Here is a 13,082-nt window from a genome sequence, read left to right on the forward strand (position 1 = left end):
CGTGGTTAGCGGCATGCGCTCAGCATACGCCAAAAATTATCTAGAATTTAGCCTTAAGCTAAGTGAAAGGTGGGGAATAATTAAATGGGATATTTCGGTAGCTAGCGGGGTGAATCGCACCAGCATTTCGCCGTAACCCTCCCTGTAACCTCCGCTCGAAACAGTCCATTTCCCTGTTAACCAGCTTGTTAACCTCTGCTTGGTAACCAACTGTGTAACCCACTACCCATCACTGCGTGATGGTGGGCCATCGTGCCGCTGGACTGCAGCGTCGCGTTGCTCCTAAAACCCGCGCCCCCTTTGGGCGCCACCCGGCCCAGGGATCGCCCTGGACGCTCGGGGGCTGGGGATAAGAGCCTTCCCCATCCCCTCGGTTAGCTTGCGATCTAAGTAAGGAGTCAAGGGGTTGCTGCGCCACGATCCTCACCCGTTCCTGCGGGCTTCGCTGCGCAGGCTGCGACTTCCGGTCGTGCCCTTGACTCTCAGGTGAACGAGAGATGACCTGCACGGCCACATGCTCAAGGATGGCCTGCGTCGAAAGACTAGGCTCGATGCTATCTGCGTTCGCCTGTGTAACCCGGTCGCTGCCAAGCTCGATGCTTCGGTTTACGCCCATGATCGGCGCGTTCGCTCTGAAAACGGCACCAGTCCGAAGACCCTCAACAATGAGTTGGGCTACCTGCGTGCGGTGTTCAATGAGCTTCGCGGCCTAGGTCAGATCGACTATGCCAATCCACTGGAGCTGGTGAAGCCATTTCGCATTGATGAGCGGGAATTGTCCTGGCTCACAGATGATCAGATAACCATTCTGCTGGACGCCATTCGCAAGCATTCGGACAACCCGCATGTTGAACCGATCACCCTGCTTTGCCTGGCAACTGGTGCGCGTTGGTCTGAGGCAGAAGGGCTAATCCCGGCCCGGTTGCGTAATGGCTCTGTGACCTACAGCAAGACCAAATCCAGCCGCGTCCGCACGGTGCCAATTGATCCGGCCCTGGAGACGCTGATCAGAGAACACTGGAAACGTCATGGGCCGTTCACCGGTTCAATCAGCTCCTTTCGTCGCGCCCTGGTTCGATCAGGAATCCAGCTACCGAAAGGGCAGGCCAGCCATGCGCTACGCCATACCTTCGCCAGTCACTTCATCCAGAAGGGCGGCAACATTCTCACCCTGCAAAAGATCCTGGGTCACTCCAGCCTGGCTATGACCATGCGCTACTCGCACCTGGCCCCGGAGCATTTGGCCGAGGCGGTGAGGTTAAGCCCGTTGGCAGGTCTAGACCTGGCCTATTCAGCGGGCAATCGGATTGCGAAGACGCTCGGTTAGCTGCGCTTGAAGGCCAGCCAAACCCTCCCCGTTATTCAGATAGGGAAGGTATCTGATGTGGCGGAGGTCGAATGGAATGTCCTCACCGCTCTGTGTAATGAGGATGACCTCTTTTCCGAGAGAATGGGCAATCCCTATCTCGTAGAAAACATTGGGGTTCCGACCGGTGCAGTCGCAGACCACGAAGGCAGAGCGGTCGATTAGGCTTATTACATCTTGAATGACAGCGTGGTTCTCCCAGATACCATCCACTCTGTCACACCGCATTCCAACTGCTTCGGCAGCCCTACGAATCGCGTCATAAACACCGTTGAATGGTGGGCTGAACGGCATCATCGCAGAAACCTGGGACGAGTCTAATACGTGGGGTTCAGGTAGCTTGAACGCTGATGGTGCGTGCCTTCCCGGCCTATGGCTGGTCAATAGAATTCTATAAAGGTCAACGTTCTTGACTGCCCAATGGGTTTGATCTAGTTCATCTAGGCCACGATTTCTCAGGGATATATCCAGCTGTGGTGCCATTGCAATTAGCTGGTCCTGCGGAATCGCGGGAATGTCGGAATCAAATGCATATTCGATGTGGATATCCCTGCCTCGGGCTACGGCACCGAAAATCCTTCCAACACGAGCAAACTGGGGATGCCGAGGATGGTTTGTTTCCTCAGCAAACAGAGTTGGTAGCTTTATCAGCTCATCTAGGTCTAGAACAGTTGCCGAGCCGAACATCAGAGCAATCGCCTCATCCGTCCAGCGAAGCATCCTATCGGCCGACATGCTTCCATGGCGCCCTTCCCATCCGCCTGCCCTTACTAGCAGATTGAACATCCAGTGCCCCTTCTCTTGCGCTTCGCCATTGTCCATTTTAGACGTGTGACACTTTTAGGACACACGCAATCCCCAGAAAGCAAAAACCCCTGAAAATCTCTAGGATAATCAGGGGTTTAGGGTGTTTCTATTTGGTGGAGCCGGGGGGATTTGAACCCCCGTCCGCCAGTGTTCCGCTTTCGGTACTACATGCTTAGCCGTGTCTATTGAGTTAATCCGCAGCCGCCCGACGGGCAGGGTGCTTTGGACGAGTTGTGTAAGTTTTAGCCGCTTCGTCCACAACGTACTACGCGGCGATCCTGTTCTGCATGACAATCACTTCAGGTTTACAGGCATCCCCTAGTGATCGCTGGAGCCGAAGCTACCAGAAGGTACTAGTCGCGCCGCTTACGCAGCGAGAGCGTAGCCCTCGTAGTTTTCGTCATTGGCAACTATAAAAGTTGCAACAGTGGATTTACGACTTCTGTTACCAAGTCGGCATGCACCTAGAGTTTCACTACCGGCGTCGAATCCTAATCGGCCCCAAAACCTGTACAGCTGTAGCTAAGACGCGAGTGTACGCCAAAGGTTCCCTAGCGTCGACCCGGCAATGGCCAAGCGACGCTGGGCGCTTTGGCCAGCTATGATTAGCACTTTGGCTGTCTGCCCGTCTTCTGGATGAGACCTTCATATGCCGCGCGCATCGCGTTACCCCCTGCGTCAGTGGATCTGGCGTGCCTTTGTGCAGAGTGCTCTGATCCCGCTGGTGCTGGTCGAGTCGGTATTGATCGCCGTGTACCTGCTAAGCAATGCGGCGATTCGCGATGCGCAGATCGATCATCTGCAGCAGAGCGCGCTGGGGGACCTGGCCACGGCGGTGGCCCGCGAAGGCCAGGTAATCGATAGCCGTTTGCGCGCGGTCGAAGCCCAGGTGCAGATTTTTCGCGATGCGGCGGTGCATGCCTTGCACAACGATGCCTATCGGCCCGATGCGCTGGAACGGTCGCGCCACGCGATGACCGACAGTGGGGTGTTTTACAGCCGTAGTGACGACGGTCGCGCGGCCTCTTTCTATGCCAATAGCACGCCGCTGGCTGAGCAGGATCATGCCAAGGCGTTGCGCCTGTCGCAGCTCGATCCGCTGATGCGTTCGCTGCAGGCGGCCAACCCGCTGGTAGCGGCGTCCTACTTCAACAGTTGGGACAGTTACAACCGCATCTACCCGTTCTTTATGACCCCCGAGCAGTATCCCCATGACATGGTGATACCGGATTACAACTTCTATTACCTGGCGGATGCCAAGCACAACCCCGAGCGCAAGGTGGCCTGGACCGACGTCTATCTCGATCCCGCCGGCCAGGGCTGGATGATGTCGGCGGTGGCACCGGTGTATCGCGGCGACTTTCTCGAGGGGGTGGTGGGGCTGGATATCACCGTCGGGCAGATGCTCGGCGAGATCGGTGAACTGGATGTGCCGTGGCAGGGCTACGCCGTGCTGGTCAGCCATGAGCACAACATCATGGCGTTGCCGCAGGCTGGAGAGGCCGATTTCGGCCTGCGCGAGTTGACCGAATATTCCTATGCCGAGGCGGTGCGCCGCGAAGTGCTCAAACCAGAGGACTTCAATCTGGGGACTCGGGCGGAAATGCAGCCCTTGTTGCAGGCCATGCGTGAAGGCCAGGGCTCTGTGCAGGAAGTCATGCTGGGCGGGCGCAAGCAGCTGATTGCCTGGAGCGAAATTCCGCAGACCAACTGGCGTCTGCTGTTGGTGGTGGACGAGGAGAATATCTTCAGCGAGACCAATCGCCTGGCGCAGCGCTATCTGCATATCGGTTACTTGCTGATCGCCGGCCTGCTGTTGTTCTATCTATTGTTCTTTGCCTGGATGTGGCTGCGCTCGCGGCGTCTGAACGAGCAGCTGGTACAGCCGATCGATGGCATCGTCGGCATGATGCGCCAGTTGGGCCAGGGTAATTATCAGCCCAGCGCGCCGCCCAGCCAGATCTCCGAGTTGAGCAGCATGGCCGAGGCGGTGCAGCATACCGGCGAACAGTTGCAGGCCAGTGAAGACGAGCGCCGCGAGGCGCAGCGAATTCTCCAGCTGGTGCTGGAAAGCACCACCGAAAGCCTCTGGGAGGTGGATGCCGCGAGCATGACCATCAAGCTCAGCGAGCATTTTCTCCGGCGCTTCGGCCTGGCCCATGAGCGCATGGGCTTCAGCGAGTTCAATCAGCGCGTGCACCCCAACGATCTGGAGCGCATTCGCCACCTGCGCCAGCTGTTCGCCAGTAGCGGCGAGGATCACTTCGAGGCCGAATACCGCTACGCCGATGCCCAGGGCGAGTACGCCTGGCTGCTCAGTCGCGGCAAGGTGCTGGAGCGCGATGCTGAGGGTAATGCGTTGCAGATTGCCGGTACCCACGTCGACATTACCCGGCTCAAGCAGGTACAGGATGACCTGCGCCGTGCCAGCCTGGATGCCCAGGCCGCCAGCCAGGCCAAGAGTCGCTTCCTTTCCAGTATGAGTCATGAGCTGCGCACGCCGCTTAATGCGATTTACGGTTTTGGTCAGTTGATCGAGATGGAGGTGCAGGACAAGCCGGAGGCCCAGCAGGAGGCGGATTACGCGCACGAGATCGTCAATGCCAGTCGTCACCTGACCTCGCTGGTCGACGATATCCTCGATCTGTCGAGCATCGAAAGCCGCCGTCAGCAGCTCAACCTGCAGCCGGTGGAAGTCTGTGCGCTGTTGCGCGGTTGTGCCGAACTGGTCCAGCCGGAGGCGCAGCAGCGCCAGTTGCAGCTGCAGGTCCTGGCCGAAGCCGATGCGGGGCTCTATGTGCAGGCCGATGTGCGCCGTGTGCGCCAGGTGCTGCTTAACCTGCTGTCCAATGCGATCAAGTACAACAGGCCCCAGGGCCTGGTCAGTCTGGGTTACGAGGTGCGCTCGAACTGTGTACGGCTCTGGGTCGAAGACAATGGCGCAGGCCTGAGTGCCGAGCAGCAAGCCAACCTGTTTCAGCCTTTCCAGCGTCTGGGGCGAGAGAATTCGAGTATTCCCGGCACCGGTATCGGCCTGGTGCTGTGCCGCGAGCTGGCCAGCCTGATGGGCGGCGAGATGGGCTTCAGCAGTGCGCCGGGCAAGGGCAGCCGTTTCTGGATTGACCTGCCCAGCGCAGCCGCACCGGGCGTGCAGAGCGACTCCAGCGTCGAAGTCGCTGCCCCGGCACCGCGGCAGCTGGCTGAGGTGTTGTGCGTCGAAGATCACCCGGCTTGCCTGAAAGTTCTGCAGGAAGCGCTGCGCGAGTTCGCCGACGTGCGCGGTGCGGGTTCGGTGCAGCGGGCCCTGGCCGAACTGGAGGTCTGCACGCCGACCCTGTTACTACTGGATCTGGACCTGCCCGACGGCGATGGCCTGCTGGTGCTGGATGCCATGCGGCGCAACCCACGCCTGCAGGCCGTGCCCGTGCTGGTGATCAGTGCCGCCGCCGATGAGGCGGTGTTTGCCGAGGCGCGCAGGCGTGGTGCGCAAGCCTGCCTGGCCAAGCCGATCGACTTGGGCCAGGTTCGTCGCTTGGCCCTGAGCCTGCTGGCACACGGTCTGTAAACGCCCTGGCAGGCTTTGCCGCCGGAGTATGGCGGCAAGGCTCGCGTCAGGTTGTCGAGGGGGTTACTCGCTGGCCTTGAGCAGTTGCAGGGCTTCGCCCAGTACCTTGACCGACTGACTGTGGTCGCCGGCCTTGTGCAGGGTTTCGCCCTCAGCGCGCAGTTGCTGCACTTGGGCGAGCACCGCGGCATCGGCTGGCGGGTTGGATTTCAGCATTTCATCGATCTTGGCCATATCGGCCGGGCAATGCATGGCCCAGAGCGAGGTGCTGAGCAAGGCGGTGGCGAGAAAAGCGGCAAAACGACCCATGGTGAGGCTCCAGATGATGGGGTGAGGCTTTCAGTATAGAAAGCGCTCGACCCGAAGTCTGGCCGTTGGTCTGCCTGAGGTTCAGGCCTTGGCGCTGCTGACCCGATCCAGCAGGTAGACCAGCCCGTGGTAGTCGATGCCGCCATGCTGGCTGAGGCCGATCTCGCAGGTGCGGCTGGTGCTGATGCCTTCCTCGCAGTACTGCACTGCGGCTTTCAGGCTGCGCAGGGCGTGGCTGTTCAGCTCTGGGGTGGTAAAGCCCTTGTCGCCGGCGAAGCCGCAGCAGTGGATGCCTTCGGGGATCACCACCTCGCTGGTGCAGCGGCGGACGATATCGATCAGCCCCTGAGCCTCGCCCAGATGCTGGGTGCTGCAGGTGACATGCACCGCCACCGGTTTGTCCTGCGGGGTGATCTGCAGCCGGTCGAGCAGCTGCTCGCGGATAAACTTCACCGGGTCGTGCAGTTTCAGCCGGCTGTCCAGACCGTCCTGCATCAGCCGCAGGGTACAAGGGCTGGTGTCGCAGTAGATCGGGTCGAGGCCGCCACGGCTGGCCTTGAGCAGGGCATCGATCAACTCCTGCTTCTTGCGTTCGGCCTGCTCGCTGTAGCCCTTGGAAGCAAAGGGCTGGCCGCAGCATAGGTTGTCCAGGTCAGCCGGGAACACCACCTGAAAGCCGCCTTTCTCCAGCAGGCCGCGGGTCTTGTCGAGCAGTGGCATCTGCTCGCTATCGCCGGCCGCCGAACCCATGGCGCGGGATACGCAGGCCGCCAGGTAGACCACCCGCGGTCGTGCATCGGCGTTGCTGACCGGTAACTGCAGACGCTGCACGGGCTGTGGCATGGCCGGGGTCCACTGCGGCAGCCGGCCCTGGCTGGCCTTGCTCAGCGCCGCCGAAGTACGGCTAAGCAGCGGTGCGCCCAGCAGCATGCGCGCGCCGTTGGCCACATGCAGCATCACCCGCGCGCCCTGCATGGCACGGCGGAAGTTATTCGCCAGCCAGTCGGCGCTGCGCTGATTGTTGGCGTCGCGGGCGCGCAGCTGGCGCACCAGATCGCCGGTGTTGATGCCCACCGGGCAGCGCTGGGCACACAACCCGGTGGCCGCGCAGGTGTCGATGCCCTGGTACTGATAGGCCGCTTCCAGCTCGCGGGTGTCGATGCCGGCGCGCCGCTTGGCCTGGATATCGCGCCAGATCACGATGCGCTGGCGTGGACTGAGAGTCAGGCCCTTGGATGGGCAGACCGGCTCGCAGAAGCCGCACTCGATGCACTTGTCGACGATCGCGTCGGCGGCCGGCAGCGGCTTGAGGTTCTTCAAGTGGATGTCGCGATCCTCGGAAAGAATCACGTCCGGGTTGAGGATGCCCTGGGGGTCGAGCAGACGCTTGATCTGCCACATCAACTGGTAGGCATCCGCGCCCCATTCCAGCTCGACGAAGGGGGCCATATTGCGCCCGGTGCCGTGTTCGGCTTTAAGCGAGCCGCCAAACTCCACGGCCACCAGCTGCGCCACCTCGTCCATAAAGGCCGAGTAGCGGGCGATCTGCTCGGGCGTTTCGAAGGCCTGGGTAAATACAAAGTGCAGGTTGCCTTCCAGGGCATGGCCGAAAATGATCGCCTCGTCGTAGCCGTGCTTGTCGAACAGCGCGAGTAGACGGTTGACGCCCTCGGCCAGTTGTTCGATGGGGAAGGTCACGTCCTCGATGATCACCGTGGTGCCGGTCTGGCGCACCGCGCCGACGGCGGGGAAAGTGTCCTTGCGGATCTTCCACAGCAGGTTGTAGACGGCCGGGTCTTCGCTGAAGTCCACCTGCTTTTCCAGGGGGAAGTCGGCGATGGACGCCGTGATCAGTTGCAGTTGCTCATGCAGCAGGCTCTGGCTGGCGGCGCGGGATTCGATCAGCAGGGCGCAGGCGCTATCGGACAGGCCCTTGACCCAGTCCGGCATGCCGGACTTGTCCTGCACCGAGCGCAGGCTGCGGCGGTCCAGCAGCTCCACGGCGGACACCGGCTGCTGCTTGAGCAGGGTGACCGCGCGGCAGCAGCTCTCCACATCGGGGAACACCAGCAGGGCGCTGGCCTTGTGCGGGTGGTCGGGCACGGTGTTGTAGGTCACCGCGCTGATAAAACCCAGGGTGCCTTCGGAGCCGACCAGCAGGTGGCTGAGGATATCGATGGGTTGGTCATAGTCGACCAGGGCGTTGAGTGACAGCCCTGTGGTGTTCTTTAGTCGGTATTTGTGGCGAATCTTCGCCGCCAGCGCGCTATTGGCGCGGGTCTGTTTGCCCAGTTCGCTCAGTTGCGCCAGCAGCTCGGCGTGGCTGCTCTGGAAGGCCTTGACGCTAAGCGGATCTTCGCTGTCCAGCACGCTGCCGTCTGCCAGCACCAGGCGGATGCCGGCCAGGGTATGGTAGCTGTTCTGCGCGGTGCCGCAGCACATGCCGCTGGCGTTATTGGCGACGATGCCGCCGATCTTGCAGGCATTGATCGACGCAGGATCGGGGCCGATCTTGCGCTGGAAGGGCGCGAGCACGGCATTGGCTGCCGCGCCGATCACCCCGGGTTGCAGGCGGATCTGGCTGCCCTGGCCACGGATTTCCCGGCCGTTCCAGTTATCCCCCAGCACGATCAGCACCGAGTCGCTGATGGCCTGGCCGGACAGGCTGGTGCCGGCGGCGCGAAAGGTCACGGGTACGCGGTGCATGCCGGCCAGCTTGAGCAGGTCGACCACTTCCAGCTCCGCCTCGACGCGCACCACCAGCTTGGGGATCAGCCGGTAGAAGCTGGCATCGGTGCCGAAGGCCAGGGTCGACAGCGGGTCGTCGAAGCGCCGCTCGGCAGGGATCAGGCGGTGGACGGCGGTGAGAAAGGCGCTGGGCAGGCTCATGCAGGCTCCGGAGGTCTGGGGTTCTGTGTCTGTAGGAGCCAGCTTGCTGGCGATCAGCGGCTGCAACAGCATCGCCAGCAAGGACTAGGCGTCCCCCTTGCTCCTACAAAAGCGGGGCAGTGGCCTGCTTAGCGGCCGAGTTCACGTACCAGCGAATCGGCATTGATTTCGCTGATCGATTTGGCCCCGGTCAGCACCATGGCCACGCGCATTTCCTTGTCGATCAGGTCCAGCAGGTTGCTCACCCCCGCACCACCGGCGGCGGCCAGGGCGTAGATAAAGGCGCGGCCGAGCATCACCGTGTCCGCACCGAGGGCGATCATGCGCACCACGTCCAGACCGGTGCGGATGCCGGAGTCGGCGAGAATCGCCAGCTGGCCTTTGACCGCATCGGCAATCGCCGGCAGGGCGCGGGCGCTCGACATTACGCCATCGAGCTGGCGGCCGCCGTGGTTGGAGACGACGATACCGTCGGCACCGAAGCTCACCGCGTCCCTGGCATCCTGGGGGTCGAGGATGCCCTTGATGACCATTGGGCCGTCCCAGAATTCACGAATCCATTCCAGATCCTTCCAGCTGATCGAGGGGTCGAAATTGTTGCCCAGCCAGCCGATATAGTCGGCCAGGCCCGTGGGGTTGCCACGGTAGGCGGAGATATTGCCCAGATCGTGGGGCTTGCCCATCAGGCCGACATCCCAGGCCCAGCTCGGGTGGGTCATGGCTTGCAGCATGCGCCGCAGCGGCGCGTTCGGGCCGCTCATGCCGGAGTGGGCATCGCGGTAGCGCGCGCCCGGCACCGGCATATCGACGGTAAATACCAGGGTGGTCACGCCGGCGGCCTTGGCCCGTTCCAGGGCGTTTTTCATAAAGCCGCGGTCTTTCAGGACATAGAGCTGAAACCACATCGGCCGGTCGATGGCCGGCGCGACTTCTTCGATCGGGCACACCGAAACGGTGGACAGGGTAAAGGGGATGCCCTTGGCGGCAGCGGCCTTGGCGGCCTGCACTTCACCGCGGCGGGCGTACATGCCGGTCAGGCCAACCGGGGCCAGGGCCACCGGCATGCTCAGGGTTTCACCCAACAGACGGGTTTCCAGGCTCAGTTCCGACATATTGCGCAGCACCCGCTGGCGCAGGGCGATATCGGCCAGGTCGGTGACGTTGCGCTTGAGCGTGTGCTCGGCATAGGCCCCGCCGTCGATGTAATGAAACAGGAACGGCGGCAGCCGGCGTTGGGCGGCGGCGCGGTAGTCGGTGGAGGCAGAAATGATCATGGAGTCACCCAAACAGGAAAAAGGGTTTGCAGCGAAACGCCAATGCGCGCCGGTCTGGCGGCGCGCATTGTGGCGTGTATCAGCTCGCCATCAACGGGTCGCTGACGCCCAGCACATAGACGGCAAACAGCGCGATCAGGCCGGTAAACAGCACGTAGTACAGGGTAGGCCAGATCGTCTTGCGCAGGATGCTGCCTTCGCGACCGAGCAGGCCAACCGTGGCCGAGGCGGCCACCACGTTATGGATCGCGACCATATTGCCGGCGGCGGCACCGATGGCCTGTACCGCGACGATCAGCGCACTGGAGATGCCCAGGCTGCTGGCCACGCCGAACTGGAACTGGCTGAACATCATATTGCTGACGGTGTTGGAGCCGGCGATAAAGGCCCCCAGGGCTCCGACGCTTGGGGCCAGCAGCGGATAGATGCTGCCCACGCTATCGGCCACCCAGCGCGCCATCAGGATCGGCATGCTCGACAGCTCGGCGGCGTTGACCCCGGAGTTGATCAGGATGCGCACCATGGGCACGGTGAACAGCAGAACGAAGCCGGCGCTCAGCAGCACGCCCGAGGATTCCTTGACCGCCGAACCGAGGTCGCGCAGCTTCATGCCGTGGAAGAAGAAGGTGGCGATGACCACGGTCACCAGAATCCCGCCCGGCAGGTACAGCGGCTGGAAGTTGGCGCTGATACCGGTTTCGCCGAGCAGGTCGGGGAAGTTCAGCATCACGCCTTTGAGCGCGGCGCTCACCTCGGGAAACACCCGGCTGATCACCAGCAGCAGGCCGACCAGCATATAGGGCAGCCAGGCGCGCAGGGCGCTCATCGGCTTGGCGGTGAGCTGGTCGAGTTTCATCTCGATGGTGCCCAGCCATTCGCTCGGCCACTTGTCCGCCGGGGCGAAATCCCAGGTGGTTTTCGGCAGCAGAAAGCCCATGCGCGCGGCACTGGTGACAATCGCCAGACCGATCAGGCCGCCGGCCAGGGAGGGGAATTCCGGGCCGAGGAATACGCCGGTCAGGGCGTAGGGAATGGTAAAGGACAGGCCGGCGAACAGGGCGAACGGCAGCACGGCAAAACCGGCTTTCCAGCTTTTCTCTGCACCGAAGAAACGGGTCAGCATCAGCACCATCACCAGCGGCATCACGGTGCCGACAATGGCGTGGATGATCGCCACTTCGCTGGTGATCAGCTGCAGGAACTGGGCCCAGGACGAACCCTGCTCGACCAGTTGCGCGCCGATGGTGGCCGAGTCCAGGCCGGTATTGACCCCGACGATAATCGGCGTACCCACCGCGCCGAAGGACACCGGCGTGCTCTGCACCAGCATGCCCATCAATACGGCGGCCATGGCCGGGAAACCGATGGCCACCAGCAGCGGTGCGGCGATGGCAGCGGGGGTGCCGAAGCCGGAAGCGCCCTCGATAAAGCAGCCGAACAGCCAGGCGATGATGATCGCCTGAATGCGCCGGTCCGGGCTGATGGTGGCGAAACCCGCGCGGATCGCGGTAATGCCGCCGGAGTGCTTGAGGGTGTTGAGCAGCAGGATCGCGCCGAAGATGATCCACAGCAGGCCCAGGGTGATCAGCAGGCCCTGCACGGTGGAGGCCAGCACGCGGTTGAAGCTCATGTCCCAGGCAAACAGACCGACGCAGGCGGTGACCAGGTACACCAGCGGCATGGCGTGCTTGGCCGGCCAGCGCAGGCCTACCAGCAGAATGGCCGCCAGCAGGATGGGCGAGAAAGCGAGTAACGCAAGAAAACCAGTCGACATGGTGATCTCTCCTTAACGCTGCGCGGCGCGCATAAGTGGATGCGGATGCAGCGGTACGGCGGGTAGTCGGGAATTGGCCGGCATGGGAGAGACCTCTTGGTTTTCTTGGAATTGTTTTTACCGAAGTAAATTGGTAATACCAATTTACAAGGTGGCGTGCTCAGGGTAAAAGTGCAGATGCGCGGCTGTCAATCATCTGAGCTGCTACTTTGGTCGAACAACTGCGCCTTGTATGGCTTGGGGCGGCGCTATAGGCTTGCGTAAAGGCCTCTGGAAAGGCTGTAGATAGGTGGTAAAACCAGTGGAGTGTGGGTTATGGAAGTAGGCCATGTGCGCCAGCGCCGTTTGTCGGACGATATCGTCAGCCAGCTGGAGACCATGATTCTCGAGGGGACGCTCAGGGCCGGTGAGCGCCTGCCGGCCGAGCGGGTGTTGGCCGAGCAGTTCGGCGTGTCGCGGCCGTCCCTGCGTGAGGCGATCCAGAAGCTGGCGGCCAGGGGCCTGCTGGTCAGCCGTCAGGGCGGCGGCAACTATGTCGCCGACTCACTCGGCTCGACCTTTAGCGATCCGCTGCTGCACCTGCTGGAAAACAATCCGGACGCCCAGCGCGATTTGCTCGAATTTCGCCATACCCTGGAAGGCTCCTGCGCCTTCTATGCCGCCCAGCGCGCCACCGAACTGGATCGCCAGGGCCTGGCGGACGCCTTCGCCGCGCTGCAGGACTGCTACAGCCGCAGCGGCAAGGTCACCCGCGCCGAAGAGGGGGCCGCCGATGCCAACTTCCATCTGGCCATCGCCGAGGCCAGCCACAACGCCGTGCTGCTGCACACCATTCGCGGCCTGTTCGACCTGCTCAAGCGCAACGTGGTGACCAATATCGGCGGCATGTACGCCCAGCGTGACGAGACCCGCGACATGCTGATCGAACAGCACCGCACCCTCTACCAGGCGATTATCGACGGCCGTGCCGAAGACGCCCGGGCGCTGTCCAATCGGCATATCGACTATGTGCAGGAAGTGCTGGCCGAAGTGCAGCAACAGGCGCGCCGCGAAGAGCGGGCGCAGCGCCGGGGTATCAACGCACCGCGCTAAACAGCT

The 13,082-nt window shown here is 62.2% G+C and carries 8 protein-coding genes and 1 other RNA gene; 3 read left to right on the forward strand and 6 right to left on the reverse strand.

Annotated features, from left to right (window positions below; translation table 11 throughout):
- Positions 1–502: 502 nt before the first annotated feature.
- Positions 503–1,327 carry a phage integrase gene (locus AACY13_RS11270; RefSeq protein ID WP_445262574.1) on the forward strand — a complete coding sequence of 275 codons (825 nt, stop codon included), beginning with the start codon at positions 503–505 and terminating at the stop codon, positions 1,325–1,327.
- On the opposite strand, the gene AACY13_RS11275 is transcribed toward AACY13_RS11270, so the two are convergent.
- Complete coding sequence (locus AACY13_RS11275) at positions 1,292–2,152, reverse strand: hypothetical protein (protein WP_339461523.1); 861 nt, start codon at positions 2,150–2,152, stop codon at positions 1,292–1,294. The two genes, AACY13_RS11270 and AACY13_RS11275, sit on opposite strands and share 36 nt — an antisense overlap.
- A 132-nt stretch (positions 2,153–2,284) precedes the next feature.
- Positions 2,285–2,676: a transfer-messenger RNA gene (gene ssrA / locus AACY13_RS11280) on the reverse strand.
- A gap of 146 nt (positions 2,677–2,822) precedes the next feature.
- On the opposite strand from ssrA, the gene AACY13_RS11285 reads away from it, so the two are divergent.
- Complete coding sequence (locus AACY13_RS11285) at positions 2,823–5,738, forward strand: hybrid sensor histidine kinase/response regulator (RefSeq protein WP_339461525.1); 2,916 nt, start codon at positions 2,823–2,825, stop codon at positions 5,736–5,738.
- A 63-nt stretch (positions 5,739–5,801) separates the two neighbouring features.
- Here AACY13_RS11285 and AACY13_RS11290 read toward each other — a convergent pair whose 3' ends face one another.
- From AACY13_RS11290 to AACY13_RS11305, 4 genes are all read right to left on the reverse strand, one after another.
- Positions 5,802–6,047: a hypothetical protein gene (locus AACY13_RS11290; RefSeq protein WP_339461527.1), complete on the reverse strand. Its 246-nt coding sequence runs from the start codon at positions 6,045–6,047 to the stop codon at positions 5,802–5,804.
- An 81-nt stretch (positions 6,048–6,128) separates the two neighbouring features.
- Positions 6,129–8,936 (reverse strand): FAD-binding and (Fe-S)-binding domain-containing protein, encoded by a 2,808-nt coding sequence (locus AACY13_RS11295; RefSeq protein ID WP_339461529.1) that lies wholly within the window; start codon positions 8,934–8,936, stop codon positions 6,129–6,131.
- A 128-nt stretch (positions 8,937–9,064) separates the two neighbouring features.
- Positions 9,065–10,210 (reverse strand): FMN-dependent L-lactate dehydrogenase LldD, encoded by a 1,146-nt coding sequence (gene lldD / locus AACY13_RS11300; RefSeq protein WP_339461531.1) that lies wholly within the window; start codon positions 10,208–10,210, stop codon positions 9,065–9,067.
- A 79-nt stretch (positions 10,211–10,289) separates the two neighbouring features.
- Positions 10,290–11,984: an L-lactate permease gene (locus AACY13_RS11305; protein ID WP_339461533.1), complete on the reverse strand. Its 1,695-nt coding sequence runs from the start codon at positions 11,982–11,984 to the stop codon at positions 10,290–10,292.
- Positions 11,985–12,299: 315 nt separating this feature from the next.
- On the opposite strand from AACY13_RS11305, the gene AACY13_RS11310 reads away from it, so the two are divergent.
- The gene (locus AACY13_RS11310; RefSeq protein ID WP_339461535.1) at positions 12,300–13,076 is read left to right on the forward strand and encodes an FCD domain-containing protein; all 777 of its coding nucleotides are present in this window, start codon (positions 12,300–12,302) and stop codon (positions 13,074–13,076) included.
- Positions 13,077–13,082 lie beyond the last annotated feature (6 nt).

The organism is Pseudomonas sp. EA_105y_Pfl2_R69 (assembly GCF_963970915.1).
Lineage (GTDB): Bacteria > Pseudomonadota > Gammaproteobacteria > Pseudomonadales > Pseudomonadaceae > Aquipseudomonas.